This is a genomic window from Arthrobacter sp. NPDC055138, from assembly GCF_053607305.1.
This window is the reverse complement of the sequence record NZ_JBSGTH010000001.1, coordinates 1007934-1026150: the sequence shown is the minus strand read 5'-3', so window position 1 is coordinate 1026150 and position 18217 is coordinate 1007934. Positions and strand designations below refer to the sequence as shown.

The 18217-nt window shown below is 66.6% G+C and carries 20 protein-coding genes; 12 read left to right on the top strand and 8 right to left on the bottom strand.

Translation table 11 applies throughout. From position 1 onward, the window contains the following. Positions 1-114 precede the first annotated feature (114 nt). Genes ACWF5H_RS04940 through ACWF5H_RS04920 form a run of 5 tightly spaced genes read left to right on the top strand, consistent with a single transcriptional unit; the run spans position 115 to position 2585 of the window. Complete coding sequence (locus ACWF5H_RS04940; protein WP_452035206.1) at positions 115-594, top strand: DUF2975 domain-containing protein; 480 nt, start codon at positions 115-117, stop codon at positions 592-594. Further along, a complete protein-coding gene (locus tag ACWF5H_RS04935; protein WP_127512832.1) occupies positions 594-800 on the top strand; it encodes a helix-turn-helix domain-containing protein in 207 nt (68 codons plus the stop codon). Before ACWF5H_RS04940 ends, ACWF5H_RS04935 begins: the two co-directional genes overlap by 1 nt. After that, positions 797-1651 carry a DUF817 domain-containing protein gene (locus ACWF5H_RS04930; protein ID WP_452035204.1) on the top strand — a complete coding sequence of 285 codons (855 nt, stop codon included), beginning with the start codon at positions 797-799 and terminating at the stop codon, positions 1649-1651. Before ACWF5H_RS04935 ends, ACWF5H_RS04930 begins: the two co-directional genes overlap by 4 nt. 57 nt (positions 1652-1708) lie before the next feature. Further along, positions 1709-2083: a hypothetical protein gene (locus tag ACWF5H_RS04925; RefSeq protein WP_452035202.1), complete on the top strand. Its 375-nt coding sequence runs from the start codon at positions 1709-1711 to the stop codon at positions 2081-2083. Between the two features lie 49 nt (positions 2084-2132). Continuing rightward, positions 2133-2585, top strand: coding sequence for an SRPBCC family protein (locus ACWF5H_RS04920; protein WP_452035200.1), 453 nt, complete (start codon positions 2133-2135; stop codon positions 2583-2585). Here ACWF5H_RS04920 and ACWF5H_RS04915 read toward each other — a convergent pair. From ACWF5H_RS04915 to ACWF5H_RS04900, 4 genes are all read right to left on the bottom strand, one after another. Next, positions 2582-3445: a universal stress protein gene (locus ACWF5H_RS04915; protein WP_452035198.1), complete on the bottom strand. Its 864-nt coding sequence runs from the start codon at positions 3443-3445 to the stop codon at positions 2582-2584. The genes ACWF5H_RS04920 and ACWF5H_RS04915 overlap by 4 nt on opposite strands. Before the next feature lie 257 nt (positions 3446-3702). Next, positions 3703-5079: a 4-aminobutyrate--2-oxoglutarate transaminase gene (gene gabT / locus ACWF5H_RS04910; RefSeq protein ID WP_452035196.1), complete on the bottom strand. Its 1377-nt coding sequence runs from the start codon at positions 5077-5079 to the stop codon at positions 3703-3705. Positions 5080-5360: 281 nt separating this feature from the next. After that, positions 5361-5498, bottom strand: coding sequence for a methionine/alanine import family NSS transporter small subunit (locus ACWF5H_RS04905; RefSeq protein WP_127512836.1), 138 nt, complete (start codon positions 5496-5498; stop codon positions 5361-5363). Further along, positions 5495-7066, bottom strand: a complete 1572-nt coding sequence (locus ACWF5H_RS04900; RefSeq protein ID WP_452035195.1) for a sodium-dependent transporter — start codon at positions 7064-7066, stop codon at positions 5495-5497. Before ACWF5H_RS04900 ends, ACWF5H_RS04905 begins: the two co-directional genes overlap by 4 nt. 218 nt (positions 7067-7284) lie before the next feature. On the opposite strand from ACWF5H_RS04900, the gene ACWF5H_RS04895 reads away from it, so the two are divergent. From ACWF5H_RS04895 to ACWF5H_RS04885, 3 genes are all read left to right on the top strand, one after another. Then, complete coding sequence (locus ACWF5H_RS04895; RefSeq protein WP_452035194.1) at positions 7285-8718, top strand: PucR family transcriptional regulator; 1434 nt, start codon at positions 7285-7287, stop codon at positions 8716-8718. A gap of 58 nt (positions 8719-8776) precedes the next feature. Beyond that, positions 8777-9400, top strand: coding sequence for a putative glycolipid-binding domain-containing protein (locus tag ACWF5H_RS04890; RefSeq protein ID WP_452035193.1), 624 nt, complete (start codon positions 8777-8779; stop codon positions 9398-9400). Positions 9401-9545: 145 nt separating this feature from the next. After that, positions 9546-9977, top strand: a complete 432-nt coding sequence (locus tag ACWF5H_RS04885) for a hypothetical protein (protein ID WP_452035191.1) — start codon at positions 9546-9548, stop codon at positions 9975-9977. Positions 9978-9987: 10 nt separating this feature from the next. On the opposite strand, the gene ACWF5H_RS04880 is transcribed toward ACWF5H_RS04885, so the two are convergent. The 4 genes from ACWF5H_RS04880 to ACWF5H_RS04865 are packed head-to-tail and all read right to left on the bottom strand — an operon-like array spanning position 9988 to position 13874. Next, on the bottom strand, positions 9988-10626 hold the full coding sequence (locus ACWF5H_RS04880) for a LysE family translocator (RefSeq protein ID WP_452035190.1): 639 nt from the start codon (positions 10624-10626) through the stop codon (positions 9988-9990). 36 nt (positions 10627-10662) lie between these two features. Next, complete coding sequence (locus tag ACWF5H_RS04875) at positions 10663-11763, bottom strand: polyprenyl synthetase family protein (RefSeq protein WP_452035188.1); 1101 nt, start codon at positions 11761-11763, stop codon at positions 10663-10665. Positions 11764-11772: 9 nt separating this feature from the next. Continuing rightward, positions 11773-13110 (bottom strand): geranylgeranyl reductase family protein, encoded by a 1338-nt coding sequence (locus ACWF5H_RS04870; protein ID WP_452035186.1) that lies wholly within the window; start codon positions 13108-13110, stop codon positions 11773-11775. Between the two features lie 2 nt (positions 13111-13112). Further along, the gene (locus ACWF5H_RS04865; RefSeq protein ID WP_364643931.1) at positions 13113-13874 is read right to left on the bottom strand and encodes a demethylmenaquinone methyltransferase; all 762 of its coding nucleotides are present in this window, start codon (positions 13872-13874) and stop codon (positions 13113-13115) included. 111 nt (positions 13875-13985) lie between these two features. Between ACWF5H_RS04865 and ACWF5H_RS04860 the strand changes: the two genes are divergently transcribed. The 4 genes from ACWF5H_RS04860 to ACWF5H_RS04845 all read left to right on the top strand — a co-directional run bounded on the left by ACWF5H_RS04860 (position 13986) and on the right by ACWF5H_RS04845 (position 18001). Continuing rightward, positions 13986-15392, top strand: a complete 1407-nt coding sequence (locus ACWF5H_RS04860; RefSeq protein WP_452035184.1) for an isochorismate synthase — start codon at positions 13986-13988, stop codon at positions 15390-15392. Positions 15393-15555: 163 nt separating this feature from the next. Then, complete coding sequence (locus ACWF5H_RS04855) at positions 15556-16377, top strand: basic amino acid ABC transporter substrate-binding protein (RefSeq protein WP_364643929.1); 822 nt, start codon at positions 15556-15558, stop codon at positions 16375-16377. A gap of 77 nt (positions 16378-16454) precedes the next feature. Next, positions 16455-17240 carry an amino acid ABC transporter permease gene (locus tag ACWF5H_RS04850; RefSeq protein ID WP_364643926.1) on the top strand — a complete coding sequence of 262 codons (786 nt, stop codon included), beginning with the start codon at positions 16455-16457 and terminating at the stop codon, positions 17238-17240. A 5-nt stretch (positions 17241-17245) separates the two neighbouring features. After that, complete coding sequence (locus ACWF5H_RS04845) at positions 17246-18001, top strand: amino acid ABC transporter ATP-binding protein (RefSeq protein ID WP_364643923.1); 756 nt, start codon at positions 17246-17248, stop codon at positions 17999-18001. Positions 18002-18217: the final 216 nt, after the last annotated feature.

Sequence of the window (18217 nt, the reverse complement as noted above, 5' to 3'; positions counted from 1 at the left end):
CGCCGGGACAAGGACACGGCACCCGCCGCAATCGTTACGGCGGGAAACGGCCATCCACCAGCCCGCACTTCGGTATCGATTGATATTCGATAGGAAAGAAGCGATACTCGATGGATGCGAAAGACATATCTGGCGGTCACCGCCCTCAGGATCCTGCTGGTGGTGGCGTTTGCCCTGCTCCTTCTCTTCCAGGTGATGTCGCTGCCGGGCCAATTCGCCCACATGGCGGCGGAGTCTCCGCAGCTGGCCTACCTGCAGTGGCCGTTGACGGTGTTCTCGATCGTGGAGCTGCTGTGTGTCCAGGCGGTGATCGTCAGCACCTGGAAACTGCTCACCTTGGTCAAGCACGACCGGATTTTCAGCAAGGCATCCCTGGCTTGGGTGGACGTCATCGTGTGGGCCGTGGTCGCCGCCTGGATCCTCCTGCTTGGGGTCTTCCTGTTCGTCGGGTTCAATGCCGACGACCCCGGCATGCCGCTGCTGCTGTTCCTGTTTGTGGTTGCCGGCGCGGTGCTCGGGCTGCTGTTGGTGGTCTTGCGGGCCGTGCTGCGGCAGGCCATCACCCTGCGGACCGACATGGACGCGGTGATCTGATGCCGATCGTGGTGCGCATCGACGTCGAGCTGGCGAAACGAAAGATGAGCGTCGGGGAGTTCGCCGAGCGGGTAGGGCTCACTCCCGCCAACGTGGCAGTGCTGAAAAACGGACGGGCCAAAGCAGTGCGATTCAGCACCTTGGATGCGATGTGCCGGGTGCTGGAGTGCCAGCCCGGGGACTTGCTTGAGTGGGTTGAGGAGTGAGCGGCGTCGGCGCCGCGGCCGCCGCTCCGCCGCTTCCGGCGCTCCGGCGTGCCGCATCCGCAGCGGTCCAACTGCTCCGGTTCGCCTGGCTTCAGGTGCAGTGCTGCCTGTTCGCCGCCGCGATTTTTGTCGGCCTCGCGGCGAGTACGGCGGTGCCCCTGCCGCTCCCCCGCTACGATGCCCTGCTGGTTTTCGGCTTGGCCCTCACCGCCGTCTTCTACCTGCTGCGGCTGGAAACGGGCCGCGAGGTGGCGGTGATCTTCGGCTTCCACCTGGTCGGGTTGGCACTGGAATTGTTCAAGGTCCAGATGGGCTCGTGGTCCTATCCGGAGGAGGCTTGGACCAAGGTCGCGGGAGTGCCGCTCTACTCCGGTTTCATGTATGCGGCCGTGGGCTCCTACATCTGCCAGGCGTTCCGCCGGTTCGACCTGCGGATCAACAGCTTCCCGTGGGTTCCGGCCGCGGCACTGGCCGTGGCCGCCTACGCCAACTTTTACACCCACCATTACCTGCCGGACGTGCGCTGGCTGATTGCCGCCGGCTTCGTCGTGGTGCTCTGGCGCAGCCGGGTGCTGTTCACCGTGGGGACGCGCCGGTATGCCATGCCGCTGAGCCTGTCCTTTGTCCTGATCGGCTTTTTCCTGTGGGTCGCCGAGAACGCCGCCACCCTGCTGGGCGCCTGGCAGTATCCGGACCAGTCCCAGATCTGGCAGATGGTGCACGTGGGCAAGTGGGGTTCCTGGGCTCTGCTGGTCAGCCTCAGCTTCGTCCTGGTCGCGGCCGTGAAATCGCAGGAGGGCCGCTTCTACGGCGGGGCCGGCGCGGTGCCCTCCGTTGAACCGCCACGCTGACGGTAGCCTGTTCACACAGGCGCGCCGCTGATGGCCGCCCTGCCATCAGGAGGGGCAATGCGCGGGACCGGCGGCATCACTACTTTGATCTTCGGAATCATCCTGGCCATCATCGGACTGCAGGTGTCCGGCCACGGGGACTGGGCCGGGTTCGGCATCCAAGGCCTGATGATCCTTGCCGTGGCGACGACCGTGGTCCGCGCGGTCCGGGGCCGCAAGCATAAGACCGCCCGTCCGGTCGCGGATCCGGGAAGCGAGATCAACAATCTCTACCTAGGTACCGTCTACCGCGGGCCGCGGATTGTCGCGCCGCCGCAAGCAAAGCACGTTGAGCTGGTCATTGACGACGCTGAACGCCAGCAGTTCTTAAAGGCTCTCGATGACGCAGACCCTCGATCCGCGCCGGGGCGCACCCACGACGGCAGACTCTGAGCTGAGCGCTGCGGTTGGCCTGTCCGCTGCCGGTTTGGGACCATGAAGCATGGTTGACGTCACTACCGAAATAATAATCGGCGTGCCTCGGGAACGTGTTGCCGAGTATGCCGCCGACCCGGACAACGCCCCCGCCTGGTACCAGAACATCGATTCGGTCCGCTGGGAGACTTCCGGGCCGCTGTCGGTAGGATCCAGCGTGGCCTTTGAGGCCGCCTTCCTCGGCCGGCGTCTCTCCTACACGTACCAAATCGTCGAGTTCCGCCCGGCCGAAAAACTGGTCATGCGTACCGCCCAGGGTCCGTTTCCCATGCAGACCACCTACGAGTGGACCGAGGCGGGCAGCCACCGTACGCTCATGACCCTGAGGAACACCGGAGAGCCGGCAGGTTTCTCACGATTCCTTGCGCCGTTCGTCGGCTTCATGATGAAGCGGGCCAACCGCAAGGACCTGGCGCGGATCAAATCGATCCTCGAGTCGGGCCGACCGACCGAACGCTAGTCCCGCAGCCCGTCGACTTCCCGCGGCACCACCACCATCGGCACCGGCAGTGAGCGGAGGACCTTGTGCGCGGTGGCGCCGAGGAACAGCCGATTGTGCTGGGCCAGCCGGCTGGAGCCGACCACCACCAGCTCGCCATCCTCCCAGTCCAGCGAGTCGATGGCCTCCTCGATGTTCCGCCCGTGCGCCACGGTCACCGTGGCCTTGCCCGGGGGCAGTTCCGTGGCAGCCGAGGCGAGCACCGAGTTGGCATGCAGGTGGGCGCTGTGAATGGCCTCGCCGCTGTCGGAATCCTCCCGCGTATCCAGTGATACCAAAGAGACCAGCCGCAACTGCAGGCCGCGGCGGGAAGCCGCGTTCAGGGCCACGTCGCGGGCTGCCTGGGCGCCCTGCCGCTCGCCGATGAATGCGGTCAACCGAGTCAAGGGCTCCGTCCGCTGATAGCCGCGCGGGGCCAGCGCCACCGGAATGGGCGAGGCATGCAACAGCGCATTTGCCACGCTGCCCACCGTGAAGCGCTTGAACAGACTGCTGCTGCTGGCCCCGATGACGATCAGCCGGGCACCAGTTTCCTCACCGGCTGCGATCAGGCCCTCGGCGAAGGAGTCGGCTGACCGCACCTTGAATTCGGCATGCACGTCGGACGGAATCAATTTCAGGGCCTCGCGCCGTGCCCTGACGACTTCCTGCTCGCTGGCGCTGGCGCGCTTGCCTTCGGGGGTCAGCGCGGCATAGGGAGCACTGTCGGCCACCACGTAGACAATATCCAGCCCGGTGCCCTGGGTCCGGGCGATGGCCACGGCCAGCGCCACGGCATCGGCCCCCCGATCGTCCGGCTGGTAACCCACCACATAGCGCATGCGACAACCCCTGTCCCTGTCCATAGACCAGCGGATGCGACGGTTCCGGCACATCCGCATTCGCTGAGGCGACTGTGGTTCCGACTTTAGTCTGCGAGCGCCCACGGCAACAGGGCGGCACCGCGCGGGAGCCGATACTCCCCTTCCGGACGCCCGAAACCGCCCAAAACTCCCCTGAACGACCACGGGGCGGCCACCGAATACCCGTCCGGCAGGACGAAGGGATCCGGCAGCCGCCCCGGCGGGACAGGCGAAGGCTAGGCCGCAGCTACCTTGCGGATGGCTGCTTCCAGCACGTCGAGTGCGTCGGCCAGCAGTTCGTCGCCGATGACCAGCGGCGGCAGCAGGCGCACCACGTTGCCGTAGGTGCCGCAGGTGAGGATGATGACGCCTTCCTGCAGGCAGGCCGCAGCGATCTCCTTGGTGGCCTCGGCGTTCGGCTCCTTAGTGGTGGCGCCGGTGCCCGGCTTGACGAACTCCATCGCCAGCATGGCGCCGCGGCCGCGCAAGTCGCCGATGATGTCCACTTCTTCGGCCAGTTTCCGCAGCCGGCCCATGACCTGCTCCTCGATGTGGCGGGCCCGGGCGCTCAGGTCCTGGGCTTCCATGGTCTCGATGGCAGCCAGTGCTGCCGCGCAGGCAACCGGGTTGCCGCCGTAGGTGCCGCCCAGTCCGCCCGGGTGCACGGCGTCCATCAGTTCGGCGCGGCCGGTGATGGCGGACAGCGGCATGCCGCCGGCAATGCCCTTGGCCATCGTGATGATGTCGGGCACCACGCCGTCGTGCTCGGAAGCGAACCAGGAACCGGTGCGGCAGAATCCGGACTGGACCTCGTCCGCAATGAAGACCACGCCCTTCTCCTTGGCCCACTCCGCCAGCGCCGGCAAGAAGCCCTCGGCCGGGACAATGAAGCCGCCCTCGCCCTGGATCGGCTCGATCAGGATGGCTGCCACGTTCTCGGCGCCAACCTGCTTCTCGATCATGGTGATCGCGCGGCGGGCTGCGTCCTCTCCCTTGATCTCAGCTTCCTCGCGGTACGGGTAGCTCATCGGCACGCGGTAGATCTCCGGCGCGAACGGGCCGAAGCTGCCGGCCGGGCTGGACTTGTACGGGTTGGCCTTGGCTGTCAGCCCCATGGTCAGGTTGGTGCGGCCGTGGTAGGCGTGGTCAAAAGCGACGACGGCGGTGCGTCCGGTGGCGATGCGCGCCACCTTCACTGCGTTCTCCACTGCTTCGGCGCCGGAGTTGAACAGCACCGAGCGCTTCTCGTGGTCGCCCGGGGTCAGCTCGGCCAGCTTCTCGGCCACCGCAATGTAGCCCTCGTAGGGGCTGACCATGAAGCAGGTGTGGGTGAACTTGGCAACCTGATCCTGCACCGCGGCGACGACGGCGGGGTCCGAGGCACCGACGCTGGTGACGGCAATGCCGGAGCCCAGGTCAATGAACGAGTTGCCGTCCACATCGGTGATGATGCCGCCGTCGGCGTCGGCCACGTAGACCGGGACGCTGGAGGCGACGCCACCAGCCACCACCGCGCTGCGGCGGGCAGACAGTTCTGCAGATTTGGGGCCGGGGAAGCCCGCGGACACATCACGCTTCTGTGCAAGCCGGAACTGGGTCGTCTGAGTGGTCATGGTGTGCCTTTCAGGTTGGGGTGGGGATGCCGTAGGCCATCTGGATGCCCGGCGCACGCATGTCACCGCCGCAGACCAAGGTAAAGGCCGTCCAGCCGTTGAACAGCGCGTGCCAAGGGAAGCCGTGCTCTACAGCGAGAGTACGGTTTCCGCGCGAGTGCTGCCTATGGCGCCCCGCACAGCCAATGTGCCATCCCGCCGTGCAATTGGCCAGACATGCAGACGGTGGCGCCCTCCGGCACATCGGCCGGAGGACGCCACCGGGGTAAACGGCAGCCGGGTCAGAGTTCCGGCGCGTGCTCCGCCGGCATTGCTCCATCGTCCTCGGGGTGGCGGTTGAGGTTGACCAGTGCCAGCGCCAACCCTCCCCACACGGTGAGGATGGCGATAATCAACATCACGATCGCTGCGGTGCTCATCGTTGTGCCTCCTGCAAGGTGGGGGAATCCAGTTCCGGATCGTTGGCGGCCGAGTTCCTGCCCCACGGAATCAGCGAGAGCAGGAACGCCACAACGATCAGGCCGCCGGCCATTCCCCAGCCGAAGACACCAACAAACCAGTCGGGCATGGCCGGATCGCCGTAGCCTTCCTGGATCCTCTTGATCACTTCGCTGATCAGGATGTAGCCCAGCACAATCGGCGAGACGATGCCGACCATGATCCGCCACCACAGCCCCAGCTTGATGGACGATACCTCGCTGACGTGTCCGCCCAGCAGCGGCAACTTGCGGAAACCATAGGTCACCAGCAGGACCGTCACCAGGGCACACGCCATGATGCCGAAGTTGTTGACGAACGCGTCGGTGACGTCCAGCAGGTTCAGACCGGTGGTGGTCGGGAACAGCAGGATGGAAATCAATGCCAACGGGATGCCCACGCACCAGGTGGTCTTGATCCGACTCATGCCCAGCTTGTCCTGCACCGCCGCGATGATGACCTCAATGATGCTGATCAGCGAGGTGAATCCGGCGAACACCAGCGAGCCGAAGAACAGCACTCCCAGCAGTCCGCCCAGCGGCGCCTCGGAAATGATGGTGGGGAACGCGATGAAGGCCAGGCCGATCCCGCCGGCGGCAACATCGCCGACCTCGGCACCGGAGCTGAAGGCCATGAAGCCCACCGCGGCGAAAACACCGATGCCGGCCAGGATCTCGAAGCCGGAGTTCGCGAAGCCCACCACGAAGCCGGAACCGGTCAGGTCCGTCTTGTGCTTGAGGTAGGACGCGTAGGTGACCATGATGCCGAAGGCCACGGACAACGAGAAGAAGATCTGGCCGTAGGCCGCGGCCCAGACCGTGGTGTTCGTGAGCGCGCCCCAGTCCGGAGTGAACAGGGCATTCAGCCCATCTGCGGCACCCGGCAGGAACAGCGACTGCACCACCAAGATCAGGAACATGACAAGCAGCAGCGGCAGGAAAATGATGTTCGCCCGGCCGATGCCCTTCTGTACGCCGGCGGCCAGCACCAGCAAGGTCACTACCCAGACGATGATCAGCGGGATCAGGACCATGGGCACAAAATCGAAGCCGATGTTCACGTCCTCGCTCACCTGGAGGAAGGAGCCCATGAAGAAACCGGCCGGATCGTCGCCCCACGCCTCCGTGACCGAGAAGATCATGTACATGGCGGCCCACGCGATAATCACCGCATAGTAGACGCAGATGATGAAGCAGATGGCCACCTGCCACCAGCCCAGCCCTTCGGCGCCACGGGCCAGCCGGCGGTAGGCCAACGGGGCGGACCCACGGTGGCGGTGCCCCACGGCGTAGTCCAGGAACAGCAGCGGGATGCCGGCCGTCAGCAGGGCCACCAGATACGGAATGATGAAGGCGCCGCCGCCGTTTTCGTAGGCGACATACGGGAAGCGCCAGATGTTGCCCAGGCCGACGGCGGAGCCGATCGCCGCAAGGATGAACACCTTGCGGGTGGACCACATCTCGCGCTTGGGCTTGGCGCCCGGCACGGCCTGCGGTGTAGGGGTACTCATGAATGGACCTCAAAGGATAGGGATTTCGGTGCTGTGACGGCTGTTACGCCGCGGACCATCCTAGCGGCGCTGCCCCGGCGCCGGAAACCGCCAAGGCCCGCGCGGTCGCCGTCGAGCGACCAATCCTTTCAGCAAGCAGCTACTGCCCTGCGCCACGGCCGAGGGGTGCCACCGCCTGCATAGTGCACCTGCACAACGATCAGCCGTATAGTGGGAACATGGCTGTCACTCTCGCCAAACTCCTGGCCTCCCCTGCGCTGCACCTGAAACTGGTGGGCACCGCGCAGGGCGATCCGAACGCGCCCATCACCTGGGTGGCTTCCACGGAGCTGGAGGACCCGCTGCCGTTCCTGAGCGGCGGCGAGGTGGTGCTGACCACCGGCCTGCGGCAGAAGACCGCGGCCGCGCAGCGCAAGTTCGTGGCCCGCGTCCATCAGGCCGGCGCGGTGGGCATGGGCTTCGCGCTGGGGCTCACGCACCGCAAGGTGCCGCCGGGGGTGCTGGCGGCAGCCAATGAGCTTGAGCTGCCGGTCTTTGAAGTGCCCTACGAGACGCCGTTCGTGGCGATCAGCAAAATGGTGGCCGATGCGATTTCCGCCGACCACTACAACCGGCTGGAGCACCTGCTCAAGGACCACCAGGCGCTGGCTGCCTCGTTGCTGGGCGGTGGCGGCCTCCCCGCGCTGCTGCGCAAGCTTGCCGCGATGGTGGGCACCGACGTCGTGCTTTCGCAGTACGGCACGCGGCTGTACGGAACCGGCGGCAAGCGCACCAGCTGGCATGAGGTTCCGATCGCCACGGGGCTGAAGGACCGCTGCACGCTGGCGCTGGCCGAACCGTACGAGCGCAACGCCATCGTGGACTACGCGCAGAGCCTGATCAGTCTGGAGTTGAGCAACCAGGCCCACCGGCGCGCGGCCGACCGGCGCTCCGTGGGACAGGTACTGCTGGACGTGGTGGGAGGCGTGCTGCAGGGCGGCGACGCGTCGCTGCGGCTGAGCAACGTGGGGATCGACGCCGGACGGCGGCAATTGGTGGTCATGGTGCAGGTGGCCGGGGCCCAGCGCCGGGCGCTGCCCACGTTGCCGCTGCCGGCTGCGTTCGACGGCGTGGTGACCGGCCTGGTGGATGAGCGGCTGGTGCTGGTGGTGCAGGGCGCAGAATCGGGTGAATCGCCGGGCCGCGAGCTGAGCACCTACCTGCAGGACGCGGGCCTCACCGCAACCGTGGGTGTGGGCGGCAGCTACGCCCAGGCGAACGGGCTGCGCTGGAGCTACTTCGAGGCCAAGGAAGCCGTGGGCCGGGGCGGCCGACTGAATGTGCCGCAGCGGCTCTCGCTGACTTCCCTGCTGCTGGCATCCGAAGACGTTCCGCTGGGCGATCTGGCGGCCGAAGCGCTGGACCCACTCGCCGACTTCGACGCCGCGCATGATGCCGCCCTGCTGCCCACCTTGCAGACCTATCTGGAGCTGAACGGATCGGTAGCCGCCGTGGCGGAGGAGCTGGGACTGCACCGGAACTCCGTTCGCTACCGGCTGTCCCAGATTGTGGAGCTGACCGGTTACGACCCCGCGCTCACCGCGGACCGGGTGCACCTGTGGCTGGCCCTGACGGTGCGCCGGCTGGGTTCCGACTCCGGATCGCAAGGCTAGCTACTTCGGCCACCCTCACCCCTTGTCATCAGAGGGCGCAGGCACAAGGCTGGGGGTCATGGGACATGAGACGCACGAGAGCCGCACGGTGACCTGGCTGGGAACCGATGATCCGCAGCGCGCCGACACGGCCACCATCAACCTGGAACCCGAACGGCTCAGCGCCCACGGTGCCTCGCGCACCGCCGACTACGCCGCGAGCTGGTCCCTGACCACCACTGGCAATTGGTTCACCGAGAACCTCACGGTCTCCGTGCACGGTCAGGGATGGAGCCGGTATCTGGTGCTGGACCGCGCCACCGACGGCAGCTGGCGCGCGGCCACGAAGGTGTCCGGCGACGCCGACCTGCCGGAGCCGGGCATCGACGATCCGGCATCGCTGACCGGGGCGGTGGACTGCGACCTGGGCCTGTGCCCGGCCACCAACACCATGCCGATCCTGCGCCTGGGACTGGTCCACGACGCCGAGGCCGCCGCGGAGCTGACGGTGGCGTGGGTGGAGATGCCGAGCCTGCGGGTGCTCGGCCGGCAGCAGATCTACAGCGGTTCCCGCGCGTACGACGACGGCACCGGCACTGCCGCTGTCACCTACAGTTCCGGCGACTTCAGCGCCGAGCTTGAGGTGGACTCCGACGGCATCGTGATCGACTACCCGGGCCTGGCCACCCGCCGCCGGGATTGACGGGACTGATGGACTGACGGGGCTGTTGGACTGACGGGTTGAACGACGCTAGGCAAGCACCGTCGTCGTCATCGGTTCGAGCCAGTCGGTGCCGCCACATAGGATGGTAGCCAAGCCCGCCTACCAACCGTTCCAGGGAGAAACCATGCCCGAAATGTTCGTGGACAAGTTCCGTGCTCTCGTGCCCAAGTACCTGGACCGGACGTGGACCGAAGACGACGGCATCTCCTACGACGAACTCGAGGGGCTGCTGGGCGAGCACAAGTTCCAGGTCCCGCAGGCGCTGGTGGAGTTCTACCACGCGCTCGGCGGCTGCGAAGACCTGATGGAAGCGCACGATTTCTTCTTCGACCCGGACGAGCTCGAGATCGAGGACGGCTACCTGCTGTTCCTGGACGAGATGGACGAAGAAGCGAACTGGGGTTTCAAGTCCGAGCACCTGGATGTGCCCGACCCCATCGTCTGGATCCGCACCAACGGCCCGAAGCAGCGGTGGCAGAGCGAAGAGGCGACCTTCAGCGAGTTCGTCTTCGACATGTTCGAGTGGGTCTTCGGGGACGAGGAAGAAGAAGAGTAAGCAGCTCCGCCTAGCGCGCCTCCGCCGCCAGCGCCACGCCGAAGCCGACCAGCACGGTGCCGGCGATCCGGTCGATAGCGCGCACCACGGCCGGAGTGCGGAGCCATTGGCGGGCAACATGCGTGCCCCAGATGATGGCCGAGAAGAACACCAGCCCCTCCAGGTTGTGCACCAAGGCCAGCGCGGTGCCCATCAACGCCGGCGAGACATCCGGCGGAATGAACTGCGGAATCATCGCCATGTAGAACACGCCGACCTTGGGGTTCAGCAGGTTGGTGCCCACGCCGGTGAGCCACGCCTGGGCGTATGAACCAGGAGCCTCCGGCCCTGCCGCGGCGGGCACGTCGGCGGGCCGCTTGCGGAACGACTTCCACAGCATCCGGCCGCCCAGCCAGACCATGTAGATGGCGCCGGCGATCTTCAACACAGTGAACGCAGTCTCCGAGGCGGTCAGCAGGGCGGATGTCCCGACCGCTGCCGCGATGCCCCAGAACAAGGCCCCGGTATTGATGCCCAGCGCGGTGGCGTAAGCTCTGCCCCGACCTTGGCTGACGGCCGATCGGAGCACCAGTGCGGTGTCCATCCCGGGCACCAGGGTCAGCAGACCGGCCACCAAGGCAAAGGACAGCAGTGCCTGTTCCACGCTCATCGGCTCACCGCCAGGTCAAAGCGCGCCGCACCGTTGTTAGACCTCGCGGTCCACGACGGCTTCGGCGAAGGCCGTCAGCGCGAACTTCACCGTGCTCTCCGGCAGCGGGTCCAGCGATGCCTTGGCGGCGTCGGCCCATTCGCCGGCGATGGACCAGGCCTTCGCGGTGACCGGGTGTGCGCGCAGCGCGGTGACGGCCTCGGCCAGGGCTTCGTCGGAGGTCAGGTCGGCCTCCACCAGTGCCAGCACCGAGGCGGCGGAAGCATCGCCGTCGGCCGCGGCCTGGCGCAGCAGCAGCACCGGCAGCGTGGGCACGCCCTCGCGCAGGTCGGTCCCCGGGGTCTTGCCCGATTTGACCTTGAGCCCGGTCACGTCGATGACGTCGTCGGCCAACTGGAAGGCAACGCCCACCTTCTCGCCGTATTCCAGCATCACGTTGACGGCCTGCTCGCCGGCGCCGGAGAACATGGCGCCCAGCTGGCCGGAGGTGGCAATCAGCGAGGCCGTCTTGTCCGCGATGACGGACAAATAGTGCTCCACCGGGTCTTCGTCGTCGCGCGGGCCGACGGTTTCGTGCAGCTGGCCCAGGCAGAGCCGTTCGAAGGTCCGGGCCTGGATGCCCACGGCCTCCGGACCCAGCTGGGAGACCAGCAGCGAGGCGCGGGCAAAGATCAGGTCGCCGGCCAGGATGGCCACTTGGTTGCCCCACACCTCGTGCGCGGTCGGGGCGCCGCGCCGGTACGGGGCCGAGTCCATCACGTCGTCGTGGTAGAGCGTGGCCAGGTGCGTCAGTTCAACCACGACGGCGGCCTGCACCACGTCGGGCACTGAGCCGTTGCCCAACTGCGAGGCGAGGATGGTCAGCAGCGGGCGGATCCGCTTTCCGCCGGCTTCCACCAGGTGTTTGCTGGTGGCATCGGCGAACGGATCGGAATGCGCAATGGCCGCGCGCAGCTGCTTCTCCACCCGGGCCAGCGCGGTGGAGACCTCGGGACCGAGCACAGCGTCTTGGGCCACCGGGTCGAATCCGGCCGGCAGGTTCAAGCTGGTGGCAAGGGCGGCGGTTGCTGTATCCAGCTCCGGCGACTCCGGCGGGTTCTGGCCGGCAGGAGTCCAACTCGGTTTAGCGTCAGTCACGGTTCAACACTAACTAATCGTCGGGGCGGTATGGCTGATCGGCTTGCGGCCGCCAGTCTGGTTGGATGCCGGCGGCGTGAGCTGCTCCAGCAGATGAATAACTCTATCCTCAAATCCCTTGCCGCCTGAGTCTGTCAGATTAGCCAGCATCCGCACCACAAAGCGCATCAGCGGCGGGACCGGCATTCCGGTTCGCAGCGCCAGCTTCATGACGGCCGGTTTGCCGATCAGCTGGGCGAAAATCCGGCCCAGGGTGAAGTGGCTGCCCCAGTGGCCGCGGATGATCGCAGGGTAGGCGGACAGCGCGGCGTCGAATCCGGCCCGGCTAAGCAGCTGGCCGCCGGATCCGGATAGTCGGGTGTGGGCGTCGGCAATCAGCTCCGCGGCGTAGCGGGCCGACTCCATCGCGTAGGAGATGCCCTCGCCATTGAACGGGCTGACCATGCCGCCGGCGTCGCCCAGGAGCAGCAGTCCGGGGCTGTAGTGCGGCGTGCGGTTGAAGCCCATCGGCAGCGCCGCGCCGCGGATCTCGCCGACCTGGTTCTCCTCGGTGAAGCCCCAGTCCGCGGGCATTCCGGCGGTCCACTCGCGGAGCACCTGCTTGTAGTCCAGCTTGCCGAAGGACTTGGAGGAGTTCAGAATGCCCAGGCCCACATTGGAGGTGCCGTCCCCCACGCCGAAAACCCAGCCGTAGCCGGGCAGCGGGTTGCCGGCTGCGTCGGGCAGTTCCAGCCAGCCTTCCATCCAGTCGTCGTCGTGCCGGGGCGAGTTGAAGTAGGTGCGCACTGCCACACCCAGCGGCCGGTCGTCGCGCTTCTCGATGCCCAGGCTCAGCGCGGTGCGGGTGGAGTTGCCGTCGGCGGCGAGCACCACGTCGGCGAAGAAGTCCTTGGTTTCACCGGTCTTGCGGCCGCGTTCGTCCAGCAGGTTGGCGCGCACGCCGATGACCCGTCCGTCGTCGTCCCTTAAAGCGGTGGAGACAGAATGGCGTTCCAGCACCACGGCGCCGGCCGCCTCGGCGTGCCGGGCCAGTGCCTCGTCAAAGCCCAGCCGGGTGCGGATCAGCCCGTAGTCCGGGAAGTCGCTCAGTTCCGGCCAGGCAAGCTCAAGCTGCCGGCCGCCGGCGATCAGCCGCAGCCCCCGGTTCCGGCGCCAGCCGGCCGATTCCTCGTGCGGCAGGCCCAGCAATTGCACCTCGCGCACCGCGCGCGGCGTCAACCCGTCGCCGCAGACCTTTTCGCGCGGGAAAGCCGTCTTTTCCAGCACGGTCACTTCAACGCCGGCCGCCGCCAGGTAGTACGCCGCGGTGGCTCCGGCCGGACCGGCCCCAACAATCAGAACTGACATGGCTACAGGGTGCGCCGGCTGCTTTGGTGCTTCAGCGAAGCCTGCGCACCGGTGTTGGCCACATCGTCCCTGCCGGGCTTGGTGGCCCGGTGGACGGCCACGATGCCGCCGGACAGGTTGCGGTAGGCCGCCGCCTGCCAGCCTTCGCCGGTGATCCACTCGGCCAGCTGGTCCTGGTTCGGCCAGGCGCGGATTGACTCGGCCAGGTAGACATAGGAGTCGGGGTTGGACGAGATCTTCGATGCGATCGCCGGCAGCGCCCGCATCAGGTACTCGGTGTACACGGTGCGCCACGGCGCGAAGGTCGGCTGCGAGAACTCGGCGATCACCATCCGGCCGCCGGGCTTGGTGACGCGCAGCATCTCGCGCAGCGCCAGCTTCGGATCGCTGACGTTGCGCAAGCCGAAGGAAATGGTCACCGCGTCGAAGGAGTTGTCCGCGAAGGGCAGCGCGGTGGCGTCGCCGGCCACAAAATCGATGTCAGGGCGGCGGCGCTTGCCCACGCGCAGCATGCCCAGTGAGAAATCGCACGCCACTACATGGATGCCGGCGTCGGCGTATGGCTCGCTGGACGTGCCGGTTCCGGCAGCCAGGTCCAAGACCTTCTGGCCGCGCTCGGCGCCCACCGCCTCCACCACGATCCGGCGCCACCGGCGGGTCTGGCCCATCGACAGCACATCGTTGACCAGGTCGTACTTCGGCGCCACGTCATCAAACATGGCGGCTACTTCATCCGGGCGCTTCTCCAGCGATGCACGATTCACCGCTTCATTGTCTCAAAGACCGGCACCCGCCCGCGAACCCGGGCGGGCGCGCCCGGTGTCCGCAGGCGTTCTCTGCGCGGCCGGGGTTCTCGGCGGGGCAGAGTAGGCTTAATGTCCATGACCTCCGCGCTCTCCCCCTCGTCCGGCCTGCCCGGAACCCGGCCGGCCGCCGCTGCCGTCGGCACGGCCCCTGAGGCGGCGGTGCCATCGCCTTCCGGCATCCTGCGCGGCATTACGGTTGAGTGGCCTGCGGTCCCGGATACCCAGGGACTGCTGGAGTATCTGGTGCGCGACGATGTGCTCTGCTGGGTGCGCCGCGAGGGCGGCCTGGCCGGCTTCGGCGAGGTTGCGCGCTTCACGGCCAGCGGGCCGGACCGTTTCCAGCAGGCGGCCGCATGGTGGCGCGGCCTTCAGACCGGTGCGGACATCGACAACCAAGTGGGCGGCCCCGGCACCGGACCGGTTGCCTTCGGCTCCTTCGCCTTCTCCTACACCTCGGCCCACAGCTCCCGCCTGGTGGTGCCGGAGGTGCTGGTGGGCCTGGACGGGGACCGTGCCTGGCTCACCTATCTCACGTACGACGGCGATGCCCACCTCAGCGCCGCGACCGCCGAGGCTGCGCTGGCGGCGTGGGTGGAGGAAATCTCGGTCGAACGCAGCCCGGACCCGGCCGATTCTTTGGTGCCGGGACAGGTGTCCGAGCAGGCCTACATGGAGGCCGTGGCGGCGGGCGTTGAGCGCATCCAGGCCGGGCACCTGAGCAAGCTCGTGGTGGCCCGGGACGTGGTGGCCAACCTGTCCACGCCCATCGCCACCGCGCAGGTGCTGCGCGAACTGGCCGCACGGTACACGGACTGCTGGACGTATTCGGTGGACGGGCTGATCGGTTCCACCCCGGAGATGCTGATCAAGGTGGAGAACAACGTGGCCCGCGCCCGCGTGCTCGCCGGCACCCTGGACCGCTCCCGGACGCAGAACCAGGCCGGTGAGTCGGACACCGACTACGCCCAGCGGGTGCTGGCCGGTTCGGAGAAGCAGCGGCACGAGCACCAGATCGCCATCGACTCGCTGACCCGCAAGCTGGAGCCGTTCACCACCGCGATGACCTCGCACAGCGAGCCGTTCGTGCTGGAACTGCCCAATGTGTGGCATTTGGCCTCCGATGTCTCAGCTGAACTGGCACACGACGGCGGGCAGCCGCCGTCGTCGTTGGAACTGGCCGAAGCGGTGCACCCCACTGCAGCCGTCTGCGGCACGCCCACCGAGGTTGCCGGAGCCCTGATCCGCGAACTGGAACAGATGGACCGCGGCCCCTACGCCGGTCCGGTCGGTTGGACCGACAGCGCGGGCAACGGCGAATGGGGTATCGCGCTGCGCGGCGCCGTCGTCGAAAGCCCGCAGCGGGTCCGGCTGTATGCCGGATGCGGCGTCGTGGATGGCTCCGATCCGCAGGCCGAATTGGCCGAGACCTGGGCGAAGTTCCGGCCGATGATCGAGGCGCTCGGCCTGCGCCGCTGATAACTATTCGCAGACAATCGGCGCAGCCGATTCAAAGTGCCCCTTGGGGCGACTACGCTGTTTCCCTATAGGCAAATCCTGTAGCCTGTGGTGCATATCACTTGCGACGGATGTGTTCCCGCTACACTTAAGCCGGATTTCCAACGAGACAAAGGTAGTAACTATGCGCAAGAAGGCATCCAAGGCGGTCCAGGGGCTCTCCCTCCTGGCCGTCGCGGCACTCGCTTTGACCGCCTGCGGCGGTTCTGACAACGCCGGCGGCAACGGCGGCACCGGCAGTGCCAGCGGCGCGGCTAGCGACCTGCCCCTGGTTCAGGCCGGCACGCTGACCGTCTGCTCAGATATTCCCTACCCGCCGTTCGAGTTCGAAGAAGGCGGGAAGTACACCGGCTTCGACATCGATCTGATCACGGACATCGCTTCCGAAATGGGCCTTGAGGTGTCCGTCCAGGACGTCGGCTTTGATGCCCTGCAGTCCGGTGTCACCCTGGCCGCCGGCCAGTGCGACCTCGGCGCCAGCGCGATGACCATCACCGAGGACCGCAAGAAGAACATCGCTTTCTCCGACCCGTACTATGACTCGCTGCAGTCGCTGCTGGTTCCGGAGGGCTCGGACATCAAGTCAATCGACGACCTCGCCGGCAAAAAGGTAGGTGTCCAGCAGGGCACCACCGGCGAGTCCTACACCCGGGAGAACGCGCCCAGCGACGCCGAGATTGTGGCGTTCCCGTCCGACGCCGAGATGTACCAGGCCATCCAGGCCGGACAGGTCGACGCTCTGCTGCAGGACCTTCCGGTGAACATCGGCCACACCAAGGACGGCAAGTTCACCTTGGTGCAGGAGTACAAGACCGACGAGACCTACGGTTTCGCGGCGAAGAAGGAAGGCTCCGAGGCCCTGATCTCGGCGGTCAATGATGCCCTCACGACGCTGCGCGACAACGGCAAGTACCAGGAAATTTACGACAAGTACTTCACCGAGTAGTACGCCCTCCGGCCCTCGTCCCCGAGCCTGATCGCCGGGGACGAGGGCCGCCGACTTACAGCTGGAAGGCATCACCAGTGAAACCTTCGACCCGCCGCCGACTTTTCCGCGGGGTCCTCTACGCCATCTTCATCGCCGCCGTGGCGGCCGTTGTCCTGGTCGCCGATTGGCAGGCTATCCAGACGAACTTCCTCAATCCGGAAATCTTCAGCGAGCAATTCCCGGCGATCATTACCACCGCGGCCAAGAACACGATCGTCTACACGGTCATCGCCTTCATCGGCGGCCTGCTGCTGGGCCTGACCCTGGCACTGATGAAGCTCTCGCCGGTCGCGCCCTACCGTTGGGTGGCCACGGCTTATATCGAGCTGTTCCGTGGCCTGCCTGCCCTGCTGGTCATTTTCGGCTTCGCCTTCGCGGTCCCGATCGCTTTCCAGTGGCGTCCGCCGGGAGGCAGCGCAGGTGCGGGCCTGATCGCGCTGATCATCGTCTCGGCTGCCTACATGGCAGAGACCATCCGCGCCGGCATCGAGGCTGTTCCGAGCGGCCAGCGGGAGGCCGCACGCTCGCTGGGCATGAACCCGAGCTGGACCATGGTCTCCGTGGTGCTGCCGCAGGCGGTCCGCATCGTTACACCGCCACTGACGAACGAGCTGGTCATCCTGATCAAGGACACATCGCTGCTCTTCATTGCCGGCATGGCCCTGAACCAACGCGAGCTCACCACCTTCGCGCGCGACGGCGTATCCCAATTCGCCAATGCCACTCCCCTGGTTGCCGCTGCCCTCATGTACCTGATCATTACCTTGCCGCTCACCCAGCTGGTCGCCTGGCTGGAACGCCGCAACAAGAGAAGCCGGTAACCGCCATGACTGAACAATCCCTGCGCCCGGATGCACCCGCCATCGAGGTCAAAGACCTCTGCAAGAACTTCGGCAGCAATGAGGTCCTCAAAGGCATCGACTTCCACGTGAACCAAGGCGAAGTGGTCTGCGTGATCGGACCGTCGGGGTCGGGCAAGTCCACGCTGCTGCGCTGCGTGAACCGGCTCGAAGAGCCCACCAGCGGCACCATCCTGGTGGAAGGCGTGGACATCACCGACCCGGAGACGGACCTGGACAAGATCCGTACCCGAATCGGCATGGTCTTCCAGCAGTTCAACCTGTTCCCGCACCTCAACGTCCTGGGCAATCTCACGCTGGCCCAGCGCCGAGCGAAGAGTCGTGGCAAGGCAGAGGCTATGGACGTTGCCCGGAAGAACCTGGAGAAGGTGGGCCTGGCCAACCGCGAGAACGCCTACCCCGCCCAGCTCTCCGGCGGCCAGCAGCAACGCGTCGCCATCGCCCGCGCATTGTCCATGAACCCGGACATGATGCTCTTCGACGAGCCCACGTCCGCGCTGGACCCCGAACTGGTGGGCGACGTCCTGGGCGTCATGCGCCAACTGGCTGACGAAGGCATGACCATGATGGTGGTGACCCACGAAATGGGCTTCGCCCGCGAGGTCGGCGACCGCGTGGTCTTTATGGACGGCGGCGTGGTGGTGGAGCAGGGCAAGCCTGAGGATGTGCTGGGCAACCCGCAGCACGAACGCACCAGAGCGTTCCTCTCGAAGGTTCTCTAGGCCGGCTCAGCTCAACGGCTCGGCTCAGCTCAGCTCGGCTCGCTCAGGCCCATAGCTACGTCTCAACCAGCTACACCTCAACTCAATAGCTCGGACGTGGGGGGGGGGAGGGGGGGGAGGCAAAATGGCTCCAGCACGGCAAGAAGGGACGAGAGTTGATCGGCGGTGCCGGTAGCCTACACAACCAACGAGCCAGTAGACATGTCGACCACGGAG